The sequence below is a fragment of the Priestia sp. P1_B12_1 genome, from assembly GCF_056406695.1.
Genome location: NZ_JBFTZR010000001.1, coordinates 725,655 through 745,332 on the forward strand (window position 1 = coordinate 725,655; position 19,678 = coordinate 745,332).

Here is a 19,678-nt window from a genome sequence, read left to right on the forward strand (position 1 = left end):
TCTCCGTAAGTTCATCCGACTCGAAATGTTGTTTTATTACACAATATAGTCACATCTTTCTTTTTTATTCATAAACTGTATATGACGAGGAGGTAATCATATGAAAATTGTACAGCAGATTGTCAATAAGAAAGTAAACAACATTACCCCGAAAGAGCTTTTAAAGTATAGCAAACAATACAACATCCCCATTACAGATCAGCAGGCACACACACTTGTATCCGTCATTAGACAGCAGCCCGTAAATATTTATAACCTTGAAGAGCGCCGAAATTTAATCAAACAAATTGCTCAAGTAACAGATCGTGAAACTGCCAGACGAGTGAACGAATTATTTCAGCAGTTGATGTAAAAGAAGAGGTCATGTCTATAGACATGACCTCTTCTTTTACATATGAAATTACATAAGCTTTTGTTTTAGCTCTGAATCAAAGCTTTGTGCACGAACCATATCAATTTCCAACTGATATGGCGCTTTTTTATTTTTCTTATCTTCTCCTACATAAGGAGTTTCTAGAATTTTAGGAACTTCTGTAAACGCTGGGTGATGAACAATATAATTCAGTGCACCAAATCCGATTTCACCAAATCCAATATTTTCATGGCGGTCTTTTCGAGCACCGCATACATTTTTACTATCATTGATGTGAAGCACTTTAATTCGCTGTATGCCTACGGTTTTGTCAAATTCATTTAATACACCGTCAAAGTCTTGAACGATATCATAACCAGCATCATGTACGTGACATGTATCAAAACAAACAGAGAGCTTTTCATTGTGCGTCACGCCATCAATAATTTGGGCAATTTCTTCAAAACTTCTTCCACACTCTGTTCCTTTTCCAGCCATTGTCTCAAGCGCAATTTGAACTTCTTGATCAGCTGTCAACACTTCGTTTAGACCTTTGATAATTTGCTGAATACCGGCATCTGCTCCAGCGCCCACATGAGCTCCTGGGTGAAGAACAATTTGCTTTGCACCAAGAGCATGGGTGCGCTGAATTTCAGACGTTAAGAAATCTACTCCAAGCTCAAATGTTTCGGGCTTTGTTGTATTTCCTAGATTAATGATATAGGGAGCATGTACAACAATATCTGTCATTCCATGCTCTTTCATATGCAAAAGACCAGCTTCAATATTAAGCTCTTCAATCTTTTTGCGACGAGTATTTTGTGGAGCGCCTGTATAGATCATAAACGTATTTGCTCCGTAAGAAGCTGCCTCTTCACTTGCTCCTAAAAGCATCTTTTTGCCGCTCATTGATACGTGAGAACCAATTTTCAACATTACTTTTTACACCTCTAACCTATTGCGATTAACGATTGTTGCGTCTTTCACTACGCTTTTTCTTTTGCACATACTTTGTAATTTCACGAGCACGTTTTTTCTTGTAGCCAGGCTTTACTTTCTTCGGCTTTTGAATAAAGCGATGTGCCTCTTCTCCCACTTCATCCGCTTTCTTTACACGCTTTTTACGGCGGTTACGGTCATCGATGGAAACCCATTCTTGCTTTTGAAGATCTTTGTTTACAAACTCGATCCCCATTTTCTCCAGCTTATTTACTGCATCTTCATCTTCCACATCGAAGATTGTAGCAGCAATTCCAGAATGACCAGCACGAGCTGTACGTCCTACTCGGTGAATGTAGAAATCTAGATCTGAAGGAAGCTCAAAGTTAATGACGTGTGAAATTCCTTCAATATCAATACCGCGAGCTGCTAAATCTGTCGCTACTACGTATTGAAATTCTAAATTATTAATTTGCTTCATCATTTTCTTACGGTCACGAGGAGATAAGTCTCCGTGAATTCTTCCTACTTTTAATCCTTTAGACAGTAGATCATCTGCTACTTCGTCCGCCATTTTCTTTGTATTTGTAAAGACGATAGCTAAATAAGGATTATAAGAAATAAGCATATCATGCAGGAGCTTAAACTTGTTGCGATGACGCAGTGGAACTAATACATGCTCTAATTTAGCTGCTGCTGCTTGCTTCGGCGAAACATGCGTGAATTTTGGATTTTCCATGTATTTTTTTAAGAATGGCTTTAATTTTTCAGGAATAGTTGCTGAAAAAACAAGCATCTGTAATTTTTCAGGCATATTGCTTGCCAAACGGTCCACATCTTCTAAAAATCCCATATCAAGCATTAAATCAGCTTCGTCTACTACTAACGCCTTTGTTGTATACACAACTAACGCTTTTTCATTTACTAAATCAAACAAACGAGCCGGTGTTCCTACAACAACTTGAGGCTGCTTCTTTAATTTGTCGATTGTACGCTGCTTATCTGTACCGCCGATAAAACATTTTGCTGAAATTTCTTCTCCTTCAGCGCTGTGTTTTGTTAGCTTTAATACTTCTTGATAAATTTGAGAAGCAAGCTCACGAGTTGGAGCGGTGATTACAACTTGTACTTCTTCTTTTTTAGGGTCTACCTTTTCAAGTAAAGGCAATAAATAAGCGTGTGTTTTGCCGGTCCCTGTTTGCGACTGACCAATTACACTTTCCCCTTTTAAAACGGAAGGAATTAAGCGCTCCTGAATCTCTGTAGGCTGATAAAAACCTAATTGTTTAATTGCTTCTATTAAAAATGGTTGAAACTCAAAACGTTCAAAGTTTGTTTTTTCCATAATAGTCTCCTTTTTTACATTCACGTTCATCTTTTAAGGCACAATATATGATTATAATCGATTTTTCCTTCTGTGACTACTTCTCATTCATATTACTAAAACTTATTACCTGTTTCAAAAACATTTTATCGCGAGTTGCATACGATAGTAAAAGAAAATCTACTTTACTAAAGGAGGTGCGTCCTTTGCTACAGCGAAGACCACCATTTCCACCCGGTATGCAAAGAAGAATGATGCCAGGAATGCCAACACAAAACGGCTTTGGGCAACAACCTGGTAACTTTGGCCAATTTAATCCATTACAGCAGTTTCGTAACTTTGCCCAGCAAACAAATGCTCAACAATCATTTTACCCGAATCAGCAAGGCCTGAACCGTGGAGGAGGTAACTTCTTAACTCGCCTATTCCGAAGAGGCGGAAATAGAAACATACCATTTCAACAAGCGGCTGCGGCTGCTCCTCGAGGTTCTTTGTTTTCTGGACTTTCAGGAGCCCAAGGTGCTGCAGGAGCGACTAACTCTTCTTCCCTGCTTGGAGGTTTGCAAGGATTAACGAACCCTGCTAACTTGAGCTCCATGATGGGGAATGTTCAGCGAGTACTAAAAGCAGCGGAAACGATGGGACCTATGATTCAACAATACGGACCTCTTGTCAAAAATGCTCCTTCTCTATGGAAAATCTATCAGGCCTTGCGCTCAAGTGATGACACAGATGAAGTACTCGAAGCAGAAGGAACAGAGGTTTCTGAAACTGATGAAAGTAAAGACAGTAAGGTTTTATCAGCAGGCGCAGAAAGCACGGATTCATCCGATGATGAGCTGGATTTCTTTGAAGAAGAAATTGAACATTCATCCAGAGATCGGGTGTCTAAACCAAAACTTTATATTTGATAAATCTGCTGATTCCTTAAGGAAATACAGTGAGCAAAAAAAGAATATCTTTGTATTCTTCCTTCCTCTTTTATATAATAGAAGCGAGTTGAATTGCTCGTCAGGATTATGATGAGGAGGAAATTGAAATGAAAGTTATTAAAATTGCACCGCGCGGCTATTGTTATGGTGTAGTAGACGCAATGGTCATTGCACGAAACGCCGCTTTAGATAAATCATTGCCTCGACCAATCTATATCTTAGGAATGATTGTTCATAATAAACACGTTACAGATGCGTTTGAAGAGGACGGCATTATCACACTGGACGGTGCTAATCGCCTAGAAATCTTAGACCAAATAAATGAAGGAACCGTTATTTTTACTGCGCACGGAGTATCTCCAGAAGTAAAAGAACGAGCAAAAGAAAAAGGCTTAACAACAATCGATGCTACATGTCCGGATGTTACAAAAACCCATGACCTTATTCGCCAAAAAGAAAAAGAAGGTTATGACGTTATTTATATCGGAAAACGAAATCATCCTGAGCCAGAAGGTGCACTTGGTATCGCGCCAGATATCGTTCATTTAATTGAAAAAGCAGAAGACGTAGCCCATTTAAATATTCAACGTGAAAAAATCATTGTAACAAATCAGACAACAATGAGTCAGTGGGACGTTGCAGAAGTAATGGAAAAGGTAAAAGAAAAATATCCGCACGCTGAAGTTCACAAGGAAATTTGTTTAGCTACACAAGTTCGCCAAGAAGCTGTAGCCGAGCAAGCAGGTGAAGCAGATGTTACAATTGTAGTAGGAGATCCTAAAAGTAACAACTCAAACCGTTTAGCTCAAGTATCAATGGAGATTGCCGGCACTGAGGCATATCGTATCGGTGACATCTCAGAGCTGCAGATCGAATGGTTGATGAACGCGAAAACCGTAGCTGTTACGGCAGGAGCATCTACCCCTACTCCAATCACAAAAGAGGTCATCAATTTTCTAGATCAGTTCGATCCGGAAGATGAAACAACTTGGACACGTGAAAAAAGCGTGCCTCTTTCAAAGATCTTACCAAAAGTTCGAACAAAAAAATCGTCTTAATAGACGCAAAAGAAGGTGTTGACATTCGTCAACACCTTCTTTCTTTGTTACATAAACGTAAATGGGTTTGTGTCTACTTTTGAATCAAATACTTCACACTCAAAGTTTTTCGCATCAAAAAGACTGGTTAATACACGCGTTACACCTTGTCTCATAACTTTTTCAACATGATGACCAGGATCTACAACGTTTAATCCCATTACCATTGCATCATGCGCAACGTGGAAATACAAATCACCTGTTACATAGGCATCTGCTCCGCTAAATTTTGCGTTTGTAATATATTTGTTTCCATCTCCGCCAAGAACAGCTACTTTTTTCACTGTGGCATCCATAGACCCTACTACTCTAACACCATCCACATCCAATACTTGTTTAACATGAGCGGCAAACTGTTTTAACGTCATCTCTTCTTTTAACTTACCAATTCGTCCAAGTCCAAGCGTCTCGCCCGTTTGTTCCACTGGATAAATGTCATAGGCTACTTCTTCGTAAGGATGAGCACTGAGCATGGCACGAATAATTTTATTTTGTTGACCCGCTTCAAAAATAGTTTCAACTTTTGCTTCATTTACACGTTCTAACTCTTCTTTTGAGCCAATGTATGGATTGGCTTCTGAAGAAGGTTTAAACGTGCCTTCCCCTTCAGTTGAAAACGTACAGTCGCTGTAAAGACCCACATGTCCAGCTCCCGCATCACAAATAGCTGTGCGCACTGCTTCAGCATGATTTGAAGGAACAAATACAGCAAGCTTTTTCAGCTGAATAGACGTTGTTGGAACCAGCACTTTTGTCTCTTGTAGCCCCAATGCTTCGGCTAACAGGTCATTTACTCCGCCTTTAGCTATATCTAAGTTTGTATGAGCAGCATATACAGCAATATCATGTTTGATGCATTTCTCTAAAATACGCCCTTCAGGACGATCTGTAACCACTTGTTTTAGAGGTCTAAAAATAGGAGGATGATGAGCAATAATCAAATCCACTTGTTTTTCAATAGCTTCGTCTACGACCGTTTCAAGAACATCTAACGTTACCATTACTTTTTTTACAGGCTTGTTTAACGTTCCAATCTGCAAACCAATTTTATCTCCTTCAACCGCTAAATGCTTGGGAGAAAATGATTCAAATGCTTCAATTACTTGAAATCCGTTAGGGATTTTACTCATTTTAACGCCTCCTCAATTAATGAGATGTCTTGGGTAAGTTTTTGAAGTTTTGCTTTGCTTTCCTCGGACTGAGCCAGCTCCATTTGGCTGACAATTTGTTTAAGATGATTTAGTTCATGCGTCCACTTTGTCATAAAAGCAGAAGAGCGCTTTTCTTTTAAAATAGGGCCCATTAACACACCGGCTTCCACTTCACCGTTATAAGGAGCTAAGGCGTTTCCAGGTTCAGCGACGATGACTTCATACATACGACCGTCTTCTTCGATGATTTTTTCATCAATGATTTCCCAGCTGTGTTCAATCAGCCAGCTGCGAATATGATGTGAACCAATATTCGGCTGAAGTACAAGCCTTTTTACTCCTTCTAACTTTGCTTTTCCTTCTTCTAAAATCATTGTAATAAGCGTTCCGCCCATTCCGCAGATTGTAATACAGTCTACTTCATTCGGTGATATTACTTCTAGGCCGTTTCCTTTTCGAACGTCAATAACGTCCGTTAAGCTTGTTTTTTTCACCTGCTGAATAGCAGATTGAAGAGGCCCTTCTGTAATTTCTCCTGCTACGGCACCGCTAATATATCCATTTAAATAAGCAAAACACGGCAAGTATGCATGATCTGAGCCAATGTCTGCTATCTTTGCTCCCAAAGGAATCGACTTTACTACTTCTTCAAGTCTTATTGATAAGTTTAATTCATTCATTTTGTCACCTATTCTCTATGTGATTACTGTTCATTATTTTAACATAGATAGCTGCATGATTCCTATTTCTCTTCATGTTTTCCTTTTAGCTGAATGCTTATAAAAAATCACAAAAAAAAAGCCTGCTTTATAAATGAGCGGCTTTCCAGAAAATCATGTTTCTGAACTCTATTTAATTTCTGATACCCATTTAGCCATTTCCTTCGCTTTTTCCGGAGGAACCAGCCCAGGCGGCATGTTTCCTTTACCGTTTACAACAATATCTGCAATTTCGTCTTGAGAAACTTTTTTCCCAATTCCTTTTAACGAAGGACCTACTCCACCTTGATACTGATCACCGTGGCAACCAATACAAGTTTTTTGATAAATTTCTTCTGGTTTAGCTGAAGCCTGCTGTTCCGCGCCACCGCCTTCTTTTTCAGCCGCGATTTCTTTTGCGTTATTCAATCCGTTGAACGAAAGCGTTAACATTAAAGCAATCCCAATTACCGCAATTAATAAAAATGGTATTAGCGGATTTCGCTTCACTCACTATACCCCCTTTATGTATTCCCATCCCTAGAAATAACAAAATAGTATAAGCACTTTTATTTTACTTGAAAATGCTCATAAGTGAAAGGGTTTTATTTACATAATTAACTAATTTCTTATTGCGTATCTTAACAGCCAATTTGTCTTGCAATAACCGAGCGCTGAATTTCTGAAGTTCCTTCTCCAATTTCTAAAAGCTTGGCATCTCGTAAATACCGCTCCACGTGATACTCCTTCATGTAGCCGTATCCTCCATGAATCTGAACAGCTTGACTGGCTACTTCCATACAAATTTCAGAAGCATACAGTTTACACATAGCAGCTTCTTTCGTAAATGGCTTTCCTTGGTCTTTTAACCACGCTGCTTTATACACCATATTTCTTGCTAACTCAATTTTCATCGCCATATCAGCTAATTTAAACTGAATCGCTTGAAATGATGAAATAGCTTTCCCAAATTGCTTTCTTTCCTGCGCATATGACAGTGCTTTTTCATAAGCCGCTTGAGCGATTCCAACGGCCATTGCTCCAATTCCAATTCTTCCCCCGTCAAGCGTCATTAGAAATTGTTTAAAGCCTTCTCCTCTTACACCGAGTAAATTCTCTTCAGGCACTTCAACATCCTCTAAAACGAGTTCAGTTGTATTTGAAGCATGTAGACCCATTTTCTCGTAATTGTCTATTACAGTAAAACCTCGAGCTTCTGTAGGCACGATAATAGCTGAAATTTCTTTTTTCCCTTCTGTACGATTTGTAACAGCCGTTAAAGCTAAAAACTTTGCATAGCTGGCATTCGTAATATAGCATTTACTTCCATTAATCCTAAATGTTCCATCCTTCAACACTGCTTCGGTCTCCGTTCCCCCCGCGTCACTTCCTGCGTTCGGTTCGGTTAAACCAAACGCTCCAAAAGATTCCCCGGAGCATAAAGCAGGTAGGTACTGTTCTTTTTGCTCCTTTGTTCCGAATAAATAAATAGGTGCGCCCCCGAGCGAAACATGAGCTGAGTATGTAATTCCTGTAGAGCCACAAGCTTTACTTAATTCCTCTACGACAATAGCAAAACTAACCGTATCTGCTCCTCCGCCTCCATACTCTTCAGGAAAAGGAAGCCCCATTACACCAAGCTCACTTAACTTTTTAAAAACATCAAGCGGAAATTGCTTACTTCGATCGCGCTCTAGTGCATTCGGTGCTACTTCCGCTTCTGAAAACTCTCTGAGCGTCCGTTGAATCATCTTTTGTTCATTGGTTAATTCAAAATTCATTTTTATTCCCCCTAAAAAAATGTATACGCTTACATTATTTAATTATAATTCATTTTTGTAAATTTTCTCAACTTTTAAAACGTTTTAATTTTTTCGTGTTATAATATAAGAGTACTAATCAAAGCATGAATAAAATGATAGCGATTCCATTTTTCGGATGTTTAAAAGGAATTTGAACAGCTTACGCTCTGTGACAAAAGAATACAAAGGAGCATTTGCAAAACGCAGGACAATTCAGTAAAATATATGAAAGAAGAAAAGTTGGTAAAAAAATCAATATACTTCTTCAAAATGCGTTTTTATGAAATTTATTCCATAAAAAAATAGATAGCCCCTTTCCTCTAGGAAAGAAGCTATCTCATAAGCGTTATTTACGCTTTTATCTATTCTAAGAAATCTTTTAAACGTTTGCTTCGGCTAGGGTGACGAAGCTTACGAAGCGCTTTAGCTTCAATTTGACGAATACGCTCACGCGTTACGCCAAATACTTTTCCTACTTCTTCAAGCGTACGCGTACGTCCATCGTCCAGACCAAAGCGGAGTCTAAGAACATTTTCTTCGCGATCTGTTAACGTATCAAGGACGTCTTCTAACTGCTCTTTTAATAATTCATATGCAGCATGTTCAGAAGGTGATGTTGCATCCTGGTCTTCAATGAAGTCACCTAAATGAGAATCATCTTCCTCACCAATTGGTGTTTCAAGAGAAACCGGTTCTTGAGCAATTTTTAAGATTTCACGAACTTTTTCAGGTGTTAAGTCCATATCTTCTGCAATTTCTTCAGGAGATGGTTCGCGACCTAAATCTTGTAGAAGCTGACGTTGAACACGAATTAGCTTGTTAATTGTTTCAACCATATGAACGGGAATACGAATCGTTCTTGCTTGGTCAGCAATTGCACGAGTAATAGCTTGACGAATCCACCATGTCGCATACGTACTGAATTTATAACCTTTGCGATAATCAAATTTTTCTACCGCTTTAATAAGACCCATGTTTCCTTCTTGAATTAAATCAAGAAACAGCATTCCGCGTCCAACATAGCGTTTTGCAATACTTACAACAAGACGTAAGTTTGCTTCAGCAAGACGACGTTTCGCTTCTTCATCGCCTTCTTCAATACGTTTTGCTAAATTGATTTCTTCCTCTGCTGACAATAAGTCAACGCGTCCGATTTCTTTTAAGTACATACGAACTGGATCATTAATTTTTACACCAGGAGGTACACTTAAATCATTTAAATCAAACTCTTCTTCTTTTGACAGTTCTTGAATATCGGGATCGGCCTCGTCATCATTTGCTTCAGATTCACTCATTACTTCAACACCTTGTTCTCCAAGGTATTCATAATATTCATCCATTTGATCGGATTCAATTTCGAAGTTCGCCATACGCTCTGCAATTTCTTCGTATGTGAGCACACCACGTTTTTTTCCGATTTCGGTCAATTGATCTTTTACTTGTTCAATTGTTAAATCTGAATCAAGTTGTTTTGATTGAGCTGATTTTTCAGCCATCAGATCCCCTCCTTCCAAAATTTTAAGGAAAACCTTCTAAAAGTGGGACTAATACGCAATATCGTTTATTTTAACGTTTTTTTCAACTGTAAAATTTCCATTGCTATTGTCGCAGCTTTTAAATAATCTTTTTGACGCTCTGCTTCTTGCTTTTCTGCTTCTTTTTTTTCTATCGCTACCCTTTGTGGGTAAATCAATATCGTTTGGATATAATCATTCAAAGCTTGCTCCGACAATTCATCATTGATTGACATCATCGCCAATTCTGAAGCTAGACTAGACAACGAAGACTCGGGCAACCGCTCGATAAATCCGCTCGGATTAGGCTCGTGTCCTTCCTCGTAATAAGCATACAAATATAGAACAAGCGCACGATGTTCCTCGACATTGAACTGACCTTGAAGTCGGTCTTGAATTCTAAATGCTACATCCTTATCTTTCAACATATGAGCGATTAAAAAACGTTCTGCATTTTGATAAGCCGGTAATAAGCTTCTCTTTACGACTGGTTGTCTATTTATATTATTTCGATTTGGAGAATCATTATCCTTTTTCTTTTTTTCAGTTCGATACACTTGATACTGCTGTTCTTTAAGCGCATCTAATGAAATGGAAAACTCTTGTGCCAATTGGCGTAAATAATGATCTCGCTCTACGGCTTTCGTAAGGAGGCTTATTTCTTTCAAAACGTCTTCAATGTATTGCATACGTTCAGATTCATTTTGTAGATTTCGTTTTCGGCGGAGATACCTCATTTGAAATGCCATAAAGGTCAAGCTGCTATTAATAACATCATTTTGAAACTTCTCTGCCCCGTATTCTTTAATATAATCATCCGGGTCATAACCATCCGGCATCACAGCAATCTTAACGGTACAACCCACATTTGTTAAGATAGCAGTTGCTTTGTGCGCTGCTTCAATTCCGGCAGAATCTGCATCGTAGCAAATGATAACGGACTCTACATTTCGGCGAATAATCTTGGCCTGTTCTTCTGTTAAGGCAGTTCCCATTGTTGCAATTGCGTTCGGGCAACCCGCTTTAACAGCCGAAATAACATCTGCAAATCCTTCAAATAAAATAACCTGCTGATTTTTGCGTATATGTTTTTTAGCGCGGTGAAAGTTGTAGAGTGTGCGACTTTTGTTAAAAATAGAAGTTTCGGGACTGTTTAAATATTTAGGCTGCCCTTTTATCTCTTTTAGCAGGCGCCCTGAAAATGCAATTGTTTTGCCTTGCAAGTCAGCAATAGGAAACATAATTCGATCACGAAAACGATCAAAGTACGTTTCATCTTGGTTGCGTTTAATGATTAAACCTGCATGTTCCATCTCTTGCGGATTAAACCCACGTTTTGTTAAGAACTTACTTACAAATTCCCACGAATCTAAAGCAAAACCTATCTCAAATTCATCGATAATTTCTCGTGAAAACCCTCGATTTATTAAATAATCATAAGCATCTTGGCCTTCTTTTGTATTTACCAATAAATGATGGTAAAATTTCTTTAAAAGCTCGTGTGCTTCAATCATTTTATTGCTAGGCTTTTGATTATCTTCTTCATGAGGATGTATCTCATGTTCGAAAGGAATATCTCCTTTTTCAGCAAGCTGCTGAGCTGCTTCCGTGAAGGACAGTCCTTCTAATTCCATTATGAATGAAAATGAATTCCCTCCTGCACCACATCCAAAGCAATGATAAATTTGTTTATCAGGCGATACTGAAAAAGACGGTGTGCTTTCCCCATGAAACGGACAGAGTCCAAAATAATTGCGCCCTTGTTTTTTTAGTTGTACATAATCGCTTATGACGTCGACAATATCTACTGAATGCCGAATACGGTCGATTACTTCATCAGGAATTCGATTTGCCATAGTAACAGCTCCGTATTTCATATAATATTCTTCACTAAGTGCTAAATTCCTGCAAGTTTCGACAACATTTTTTCAAAAGCTTGAATGAAATGCTGGCGATCTTCTTCACTAAATGCCTTTGGGCCTTTAGTATGACGGCCTGACCGTCGCTCTTTTGCAGAAACATAGCGAAAGAAAAGCACCGTATTCATTTCGTCGTCATTATAGTACTTTCCACGAGGAGACAGTGCGTAAACCCCTCGACTTACTAACATGCTTGCTAAGCCAGTATCTTGAGTTACGACAATATCCTGCTTGACTGCGTGATTTAAAATATATAAATCTGCGGCTTCCTTTTCTGCATCCACATAGACCCATTTTCCTGGTGTAGGATTTGTTTGTATGTGAGCATAGGAAGCAACAAACACAAGATCGATGTCATATGTATGTGTAAGTTCAACGATTTCTGCTTTAACAGGGCATGCATCAGCATCGACAAAAACTTTACTTTTTCTTTTGCTATAACTCTGTATTCTACATCCCTCCAGAGATTCCTTCTAACAATTTGTTATTTCCTGTAGATGGCATTTGTCGAATACTTTTTTCGATTCTGACTTGACTTTTATATAAATAGTTTATTCGTTCTTAACAAAGTCTAAACCTAAAACTATTCTTTTTTATCACAATTTTTTATTATAATATAAACAACCTATATTTTCTATACCAAAGTCACTTGTTTTTAAAAGTTCTGTCATATTCATCTTTGGGATATTTTCTTAGGCTTACAGCATACAAACATAAGAAAGCAATCTCCTTTCTGTCACGCACAGAGGAGATCTATCGTTTATTTCTTTTTGATGGCATTGAGAATGATACCTGCTGTTTCTTCTACGGCTCTGTTGGATACGTCCACCACTTCACAGCCAATCTTATCTACAATCCCTTGGAAAAATTCAAGTTCTTCTTTAATACGGCCAATATTAGCATAAATTGCTTTATCATTTAGCCCAAGAGACTTTAAACGCTCTTTACGAATATCGTTTAGTTTTTCAGGACTAATAGTAAGCCCTATACACTTCTCAGGTGATACGTGAAAAAGCTCTTCTGGTGGATCAACCTCAGGTACAATCGGAACATTGGCTACTTTCAAACGCTTGTGTGCTAAAAATTGAGAAAGAGGTGTTTTAGATGTTCTTGATACACCGATTAATACGATATCCGCTCTAAGAATGCCTCTCGGATCACGCCCATCATCATATTTTACTGCAAATTCAATCGCTTCTACTTTCTTAAAATAATCTTCGTCTAATTTTCTAGCCATTCCTGGCTCATAGCGAGGAGAAAGTTGATAAGAAGATTGAATTTTATCAATTAAAGGTCCAATAATATCAAATACCTCTACCCCATTCTTGGACGCTTCTTGAATTAAAAATTCTCTCATTTCAGGCTTTACTAGCGTAAAACCAATAATAGCGTTGTTCATCTTCGCTACTGAAACCACTTCTGAAAGTGTTGCGATGTCCTCTACGTAAGGTACTCTTTTAATTACAAAGTCCGTCATATTGAACTGACTTGATGCAGCCTTTACAACTAGTTCAGCTGTCTCACCTACAGAATCCGAAATGACATAAAGACATGGGTTGTTCATATTTTGTGCATCCCCTTTTTAATCCTTTTTCACTTATAATACTTCATCATTTGCTAATGCTACTAGTAATTTTGTAATATTTGTTTTGGTAATGCGTCCCACCACTTCAAAATTGCCGTCTCCCTCTTTAATAACGGGCATAGCATCAATCTGTTTTTCAATTAAGATCTTAGCAATATCAATCAACAAATCTTCGCGATAGCAATATGTAATGTTGGGCATTCTCGTCATGATAATATGAACAGGAATAGATGTGAGCTCTTGCTTTCCGATACTCGCGCGCAATAAATCTTTACGCGACAGTACTCCCACTAGCTGGGATTTCTCATCCACTACAAAAAGGGTCCCCACGTCTTCTAGAAACATTGTACAAATAGCATCATATACCGACACATTTTCGTTCACGACTACCGGGATAGACTGATATTCTTGCACCTGTATTTTTTTTATTTTATCTGTAAGAAGCTGTGCTCCTGTTTTACCTGTGTAAAAGTAACCTACGCGCGGTCGCGCTTCTAAATAACCGGCCATTGTTAAAATAGCCAAGTCCGGTCTTAGCGTTGCCCTCGTAAGGCTAAGCTGATCTGCAATATGCTCACCTGTAATAGGGCCTTCGTCTTTGACAATTTGCAAAATTTGTTCTTGTCGTTTGTTCAGTTCGATTGTACTCACCACCTAATCATTAAATGTGACATACTATTTATAAAACATTATATACTTTTTAAGCAAAAGTAAAAGCTATAACTTATTAATTTTAGCATTTTATCTTTTTAGAATGCCGTTTATTTTACCACGGCTTCTCAAAAAAAGCAGGCATTACGCTTACAATAAGCGAAACTACACCTTCGCTCCACAGTAAAAAGGGTGTCCCCTACACACTACGAGGCACCCTAGCGACAGCAATTCCTTGCATATCACTGATTATCTTTTCTACTTCTCATCAGAGAGCGATTGTTTTAAAGACTCCATCTGATTCAAAAACCGCTTTGTTTTTAAAAACAATCCTGAATATTCTTCGTAATATTGATCAATTACGAACTTTAATTGTTTTTTTGTTTCGGGCTTAACAGAAATAGAACCTAACCGCTTTAAATCAATGTAATAAAATAGCCTTAATAGTTTAACCGTCATCGGACTAATTTTCAAATGATAAGGATCTTTTTCTAAGCATCGATGACAAATAAACCCACCTTCTCGAATGGAAAAATGAAAAGTTCCTTCACCTTGGTGGCAGACTGCACATTCATTTAATGTAGGATGAAGACCTAGAACGTTTAACATTTTCATTTCATAAATAAATGTTAAGATCTCTGCATCATACTCTTCGTTCATATAATGAATGGTTTGGTGCAGCAGTTCAAATAGAAATGGATTTGGCTTATTGTTCTCAGTAGCTTTATCCGTTAATTCAAGAATATAAGAAGCATACGCTGTTGTGAAGATATCTTCGCGTATGCTTCTCATAGATGAGATAACTTCTCCTTGATGGAGAGTACCCATTCCTGAACCTGCTTGTATAAAAAAGTATCCATACGTAAATAATTGTGTGACGGAAGCTAAGCGACTACTGGGCTTTTTTGCCCCTCTTGCCATGAGACCCACTTTTCCGAGTTCACGTGAATAAATGGTGACAATTTTATTTGATTCACCGTAATCATTCGTTCGAATCACAATTCCTTCACACTTTTTAAACAATCATCATCACCGCCATCTTACAGAAGGCTAAGACAAGGGAGAATTGAGACTTTCGCTGTTGTCCTCATATGTTTCGGGTCTTTCTTTCACTTCATTTTCAAGTTCCTTAAAAATGAGATAAGTATCAATGCTACCTGTTTGTGAAAAAATGTTCCAAGTAAAATTCAACATAGAACTCCCACCTTTCTAACCATAAAGATCAGATACATATTTCAATTCCTTATGTTTAGAATAGCCTTCCGACGTAAAATCATGTAACACAATTTTTTACAAATTACCTTCTTTTATGAAGGGATATAAATCGACGCAAACAAGAACTCAAATGATTAATATTCGTCTTCTCTAAATCCAAAGTCACGGAGATGCGAAGCTCGGTTTCGCCAATCTTTTTGCACTTTTACCCATAGTTCTAAAAATACTTTTGAACCTAAAAGGGCTTCAATGTCTGCTCTTGCTTTTCTTCCTACCTCTTTTAACATCTTTCCTTGCTTTCCAATTACGATGCCTTTTTGTGAATCTCTTTCGACGATAATTGTAGCGCCTACGTAAACCGCTCCATTATCTCGTCTTTGCATAGAATCCATCACAACGGCAATAGAATGAGGTATTTCTTCCCTCGTTGCATGCAGTACTTTTTCACGAATTAATTCCGTAATAATAAAGCGCTCGGGGTGATCAGTTACTTGATCTGCCGGATAATATTGCGGACCTTCCGGCAATCGCTGCTTAATTTGATCAAGCAAACGCTCCACGTTATTTCCTTGTAAAGCTGAAATTGGCACAATTTCAGCAAAAGGATATAAGTCTTTATAATTCGTGATAATTGAAAACAATTCGTCTGGATGAATTTCATCAATTTTATTAATCACAAGGAAAACAGGCGTTTTTGTGTCCTTTAAACGCTCGATAATAAATTCATCGCCTCGACCTAAGCCTTCTGTTGCGTTAATCATAAATAAAATTAAATCTACTTCTTTAAGCGTATTTTGCGCTACCTTCATCATAAAGTCGCCTAATTTATGCTTTGGTTTATGAATTCCTGGTGTATCAATAAACACAATCTGCGCCTGATCTTCCGTGTACACACCCTGAATTTTATTTCTAGTTGTTTGCGGTTTGTCACTCATAATCGCGATCTTTTGACCAATTACTCGGTTCAAAAAAGTTGATTTCCCTACGTTTGGTCTTCCAATAATTGAAACAAAACCTGACTTAAATTCATTATTACTCATGTAAATCCTCCGATGAAAATGCTCCTGGAAGTAATTCTTCCACAGTTAATTCTTGTATGTCATTTTTTAAATTGGTTAATATAACTTTCATTTCTTTTGGACAAAGCTCAGAGATTACTTGTCTGCATGCTCCACACGGAGAAACAGGACGATCAGTATCAGCTACTACAGCAAGTGCTGCATACTCTTTATCTCCTTCTGAATAGGCTTTAAATAAAGCCGTACGCTCAGCGCAATTGCACATGCTATAAGCTGCATTTTCAATATTGCAGCCGCGATAAACCTTTCCATCCTTCGTCAATAAAGCTGCACCAACTTTAAATTTTGAATACGGTACATAAGCCATTTCACGTGCTTTTTTCGCCTCATCAATCAGTCCGGTCTTATCCATTTATCCGCTCTCCTTTTGCGCTTCTACATGTCTTTTAACTTGTCCTTTTTTATTATACCACGGGGGTGTAAAGAACCAAAAAGAATCCTTTTTAAAACAAATACTTTAAGAAAATAATTCCTCCTATAAGGACAGCAAAACACGCATAGACCAACACCGCGGCTGCGGCTGCATCTTTTGCGTGTTTTGCTAGTATGTGATATTCAGGAGAAACTAAATCGACAACTTTTTCAACTGCTGTATTCATTAACTCCAAGCTGAACATGCCTGCAATCAGAAGCAGCACAACCGTCCATTCACCAGCTGTAATTGACAGCACGGCGCCTAAGAAAAGGACGATGAAAGAAGCTGCTACGTGAATTTGCATATTTCTCTGTGTTTTACAAACATAAATAAACCCTTCTATTGCATAGCCAAAGCTACTGACAACTTTAGCTATCCCCTTTTTATCGCGAGAGTCCATATTGTTCTAAAATATCTTTTTGACGTGTAAACATCTCTTTTTCATCTTCTGATGTTTCATGGTCATATCCAAGCAAGTGCAAGAAACCGTGAACCGTTAAGAATCCTAGCTCCCTCATAAACGAGTGATTGTATTCTTCTGCTTGCTCATGAGCTTTTGGAATCGAAATGACAATGTCCCCTAGGACTCTTGGCATCTCATCTCCGATAATTTGCATTTCATCTTCGCCCATTTCTTCTAGCGCAAACGATATTACATCCGTTGGCTGATTTTTATGGCGATATTGATGATTGATTTCTTGAATTCGATCATTATCCACAAATGTAACGGACACTTCTGCATCCTCTTGCAGATTTTCATATATAGCAGCGGCTTCAAGCAGCTTTTCAAGCTCTTTTTGCTGTTCTTCACTTACTTCGTTTGTTTCATCAATAAAATCAATAACTAAACTCATACCTTCACCTTCTCTTTTTTTATCTCTGGATATTCGATTCGGGAATGAAAAATCCCATTTAAAGTTTCACATAGTGCTTGACGAATTAACTCTAACTCTTTGAGCGTTACGTTACACTCGCTAAGCTGCTCATCCTGCAAGCGATCTTTAATAATATTTCGCACCAAGTTCTCAATTTTTTCCGGAGTGGGATTGGACATTGACCTTACGGCTGCTTCTACACTATCAGCTATGCAAATAACCGCTGCTTCTTTAGACTGAGGCTTTGGTCCAGGATAGCGATATTCTTTTTCATCAATTTTTTCTTCTGTTTGTTCAAGTGCCTTATGATAGAAAAACTTAAGAAGAGTTGTTCCGTGATGCTGCTCTGCAATATCTACAATCTCTTTTGGAAACTTGTGATTCCGCAAAATGGTAGCTCCATCTGTAGCATGTGCGATTATAATATTTTTACTAGTCTTCGGACTTAGTTTATCATGCGGATTAGTAATATTCATTTGATTTTCAATAAAATACTGCGGTCGCTTCGTTTTACCAATATCGTGGTAATAAGCCCCGACTCTCGCTAATAAACCGTTAGCTCCTATTGTTTCGCACGCCGCTTCAGATAAGTTTGCCACCATTACGCTGTGATGATATGTTCCAGGTGTTTCGGTTAAGATTTTGCGTAATAGCGGATGAGTAGGACTCGATAATTCAATCAGCTTCATCGTAGATAAAATGCCAAATCCACTTTCAAAAAACGGAAGCAAACCTATAGTTAAAACGGAAGCAATAACACCAGATGCAATTGACATCATGCTGTAATAGCCAAGCTCTACAGTGCCGATTTGGCCATTTTTAATAAAAATAATAGCAAAGCTGATAATTACGTTTACCATAGCTACAAATAGACCTGCCTGCAAAATCCGTGAACGTCTGTGCTGCCTGCTTAAAAATAAAATAGCAGCAATATTGCTAATTAAAAAGTAGATCCCAATGTTCATATTAAACGAGGTTGTCAATTCACCATTAAAAATAATGCTTCCACAAATAGCAAATACAATGCTTGATAAAATAGCAATGCGTTCATCCATTAAAATTCGAATCAGCAAACCTCCCACCGCAACAGGAGCTAAGAAACCAATTTCTGATAAATCAATTTGCTGAAACAAGCTTAAAATTTTCATGAGGCCAATCGTAATGGTTGCTACCAATACATACAACAGCAAGGGCTGATATGTCTTGGTGTGAAATTCACGCAAATAGTAAATGAGGCCCGCTATCATCATTACAATCAGCAAAGCTAACCCCGCAAAAGGCTGAATAGATCCTTTATTATTCAACAATCCCGCGAGCTGGAGCTGACGATATATATCAGGATTAATAAGCTGATTTTCTTCTACAATAATCTGGCCTTGTTTGATTCGGACAGGCTCCACTTTTTCCACAGCTGCTTGACGGTTTTCAGCTGTTTTTTGTGGATCATAAATCACATTTGGAATGATAGCGAATTTAGCAATTGCATTCATCGAATCCTTTAGAGAATTGCTGACATTGGTGTAAACAAGCTGACTTTCTACTTGATCTTTTTTCTCTTCTACATCGCTAATCTTCACTTGATCTTTCATCACATGATGAACGGCCGTGACTACAGCATCTTTCGCAATCGATAAATCACTGTTAGAAGACTGAAGCAGCTGCTTAATGGTATCTTTTGGCAAGTTTTTTTGAATGTCTTCAGGAAGCTTGTCCTCTAGCATTTTTTGTTTGGTTTTTAATACAGCATCGATACTGTCATCTTCATGATCTTCTTTTTCATATTCTGTATTAACTTCCATCATCGCATCAAAAATAGATGCAACAAGATCGACTTGGTTCTGTGCGTATTCTGTTTTTTGTGTATACACATCTTCAACGGCTTGTTCTGCCTCTGCCCGTTTTTTCTCTGTGCTCTCTTTATCTTCAATGGTAACGGGTGAGTAAATGGTTTGCGGGGAAATAGATAGTAATCTGAGATCTAATTCCTGCGGCTTTACATTGCTATACATAGACGCAAACATCATTACACCTAACAAGGCATATAACCCAATTTGAATTAACCGTAATCGCTCGATCTGTGCCATTGTTTGCTTGATTATCCGAAACGTTGACACAAACGTACCCCCTTTT

The 19,678-nt window shown here is 38.1% G+C and carries 21 protein-coding genes; 3 read left to right on the forward strand and 18 right to left on the reverse strand.

Annotated elements, in window-relative coordinates:
* Positions 1-100: 100 nt before the first annotated feature.
* On the forward strand, positions 101-352 hold the full coding sequence (locus AC1D0Y_RS03815) for a DUF2624 domain-containing protein (protein WP_013059210.1): 252 nt from the start codon (positions 101-103) through the stop codon (positions 350-352).
* A 48-nt stretch (positions 353-400) separates the two neighbouring features.
* Here the strand turns inward: AC1D0Y_RS03815 and AC1D0Y_RS03820 are convergent, their stop codons facing one another.
* Both AC1D0Y_RS03820 and AC1D0Y_RS03825 read right to left on the reverse strand, forming a co-directional pair.
* Positions 401-1,288 carry a deoxyribonuclease IV gene (locus AC1D0Y_RS03820; protein WP_028410628.1) on the reverse strand — a complete coding sequence of 296 codons (888 nt, stop codon included), beginning with the start codon at positions 1,286-1,288 and terminating at the stop codon, positions 401-403.
* 28 nt (positions 1,289-1,316) lie between these two features.
* Positions 1,317-2,636, reverse strand: a complete 1,320-nt coding sequence (locus AC1D0Y_RS03825) for a DEAD/DEAH box helicase (protein WP_013059212.1) — start codon at positions 2,634-2,636, stop codon at positions 1,317-1,319.
* Between the two features lie 176 nt (positions 2,637-2,812).
* On the opposite strand from AC1D0Y_RS03825, the gene AC1D0Y_RS03830 reads away from it, so the two are divergent.
* Both AC1D0Y_RS03830 and AC1D0Y_RS03835 read left to right on the forward strand, forming a co-directional pair.
* Positions 2,813-3,526: a YqfQ family protein gene (locus tag AC1D0Y_RS03830; protein ID WP_286127753.1), complete on the forward strand. Its 714-nt coding sequence runs from the start codon at positions 2,813-2,815 to the stop codon at positions 3,524-3,526.
* A 128-nt stretch (positions 3,527-3,654) separates the two neighbouring features.
* Positions 3,655-4,605 carry a 4-hydroxy-3-methylbut-2-enyl diphosphate reductase gene (locus tag AC1D0Y_RS03835; protein ID WP_013059214.1) on the forward strand — a complete coding sequence of 317 codons (951 nt, stop codon included), beginning with the start codon at positions 3,655-3,657 and terminating at the stop codon, positions 4,603-4,605.
* Between the two features lie 47 nt (positions 4,606-4,652).
* Here the strand turns inward: AC1D0Y_RS03835 and AC1D0Y_RS03840 are convergent, their stop codons facing one another.
* From AC1D0Y_RS03840 to AC1D0Y_RS03915, 16 genes are all read right to left on the reverse strand, one after another.
* Positions 4,653-5,774: a Nif3-like dinuclear metal center hexameric protein gene (locus AC1D0Y_RS03840; RefSeq protein WP_477707344.1), complete on the reverse strand. Its 1,122-nt coding sequence runs from the start codon at positions 5,772-5,774 to the stop codon at positions 4,653-4,655.
* On the reverse strand, positions 5,771-6,475 hold the full coding sequence (locus tag AC1D0Y_RS03845) for a tRNA (adenine(22)-N(1))-methyltransferase (RefSeq protein ID WP_028410626.1): 705 nt from the start codon (positions 6,473-6,475) through the stop codon (positions 5,771-5,773). The genes AC1D0Y_RS03840 and AC1D0Y_RS03845 overlap by 4 nt, the downstream gene beginning before the upstream one ends.
* A gap of 168 nt (positions 6,476-6,643) precedes the next feature.
* Positions 6,644-7,003: a cytochrome c550 gene (gene cccA, locus AC1D0Y_RS03850; RefSeq protein WP_013059217.1), complete on the reverse strand. Its 360-nt coding sequence runs from the start codon at positions 7,001-7,003 to the stop codon at positions 6,644-6,646.
* 131 nt (positions 7,004-7,134) lie between these two features.
* Positions 7,135-8,274, reverse strand: coding sequence for an acyl-CoA dehydrogenase family protein (locus AC1D0Y_RS03855; RefSeq protein ID WP_013059218.1), 1,140 nt, complete (start codon positions 8,272-8,274; stop codon positions 7,135-7,137).
* A 383-nt stretch (positions 8,275-8,657) separates the two neighbouring features.
* Positions 8,658-9,791 carry an RNA polymerase sigma factor RpoD gene (gene rpoD, locus AC1D0Y_RS03860; RefSeq protein ID WP_477707345.1) on the reverse strand — a complete coding sequence of 378 codons (1,134 nt, stop codon included), beginning with the start codon at positions 9,789-9,791 and terminating at the stop codon, positions 8,658-8,660.
* A 65-nt stretch (positions 9,792-9,856) separates the two neighbouring features.
* Entirely contained in the window at positions 9,857-11,665 is a 1,809-nt protein-coding gene (gene dnaG / locus AC1D0Y_RS03865) for a DNA primase (RefSeq protein WP_016765586.1), read from the reverse strand.
* 41 nt (positions 11,666-11,706) lie between these two features.
* On the reverse strand, positions 11,707-12,177 hold the full coding sequence (locus AC1D0Y_RS03870; RefSeq protein WP_477707370.1) for a YaiI/YqxD family protein: 471 nt from the start codon (positions 12,175-12,177) through the stop codon (positions 11,707-11,709).
* A gap of 311 nt (positions 12,178-12,488) precedes the next feature.
* Positions 12,489-13,292, reverse strand: a complete 804-nt coding sequence (locus AC1D0Y_RS03875; protein ID WP_060746220.1) for a pyruvate, water dikinase regulatory protein — start codon at positions 13,290-13,292, stop codon at positions 12,489-12,491.
* Positions 13,293-13,325: 33 nt separating this feature from the next.
* Positions 13,326-13,964 (reverse strand): transcriptional regulator CcpN, encoded by a 639-nt coding sequence (gene ccpN / locus AC1D0Y_RS03880; RefSeq protein ID WP_025750542.1) that lies wholly within the window; start codon positions 13,962-13,964, stop codon positions 13,326-13,328.
* Positions 13,965-14,222: 258 nt separating this feature from the next.
* Positions 14,223-14,987, reverse strand: coding sequence for a DNA repair protein RecO (recO, locus tag AC1D0Y_RS03885; protein ID WP_013059224.1), 765 nt, complete (start codon positions 14,985-14,987; stop codon positions 14,223-14,225).
* Positions 14,988-15,014: 27 nt separating this feature from the next.
* Complete coding sequence (locus tag AC1D0Y_RS03890; protein WP_014458193.1) at positions 15,015-15,158, reverse strand: YqzL family protein; 144 nt, start codon at positions 15,156-15,158, stop codon at positions 15,015-15,017.
* A gap of 155 nt (positions 15,159-15,313) precedes the next feature.
* Positions 15,314-16,219: a GTPase Era gene (era, locus tag AC1D0Y_RS03895; protein WP_013059225.1), complete on the reverse strand. Its 906-nt coding sequence runs from the start codon at positions 16,217-16,219 to the stop codon at positions 15,314-15,316.
* Positions 16,212-16,610: a cytidine deaminase gene (locus AC1D0Y_RS03900; protein WP_013059226.1), complete on the reverse strand. Its 399-nt coding sequence runs from the start codon at positions 16,608-16,610 to the stop codon at positions 16,212-16,214. Before AC1D0Y_RS03900 ends, era begins: the two co-directional genes overlap by 8 nt.
* A 91-nt stretch (positions 16,611-16,701) precedes the next feature.
* Positions 16,702-17,073 (reverse strand): diacylglycerol kinase family protein, encoded by a 372-nt coding sequence (locus tag AC1D0Y_RS03905; protein ID WP_025750543.1) that lies wholly within the window; start codon positions 17,071-17,073, stop codon positions 16,702-16,704.
* Complete coding sequence (ybeY, locus tag AC1D0Y_RS03910; protein ID WP_025750544.1) at positions 17,057-17,527, reverse strand: rRNA maturation RNase YbeY; 471 nt, start codon at positions 17,525-17,527, stop codon at positions 17,057-17,059. Before ybeY ends, AC1D0Y_RS03905 begins: the two co-directional genes overlap by 17 nt.
* Entirely contained in the window at positions 17,524-19,632 is a 2,109-nt protein-coding gene (locus tag AC1D0Y_RS03915) for an HD family phosphohydrolase (RefSeq protein WP_028410625.1), read from the reverse strand. The genes ybeY and AC1D0Y_RS03915 overlap by 4 nt, the downstream gene beginning before the upstream one ends.
* Positions 19,633-19,678: the final 46 nt, after the last annotated feature.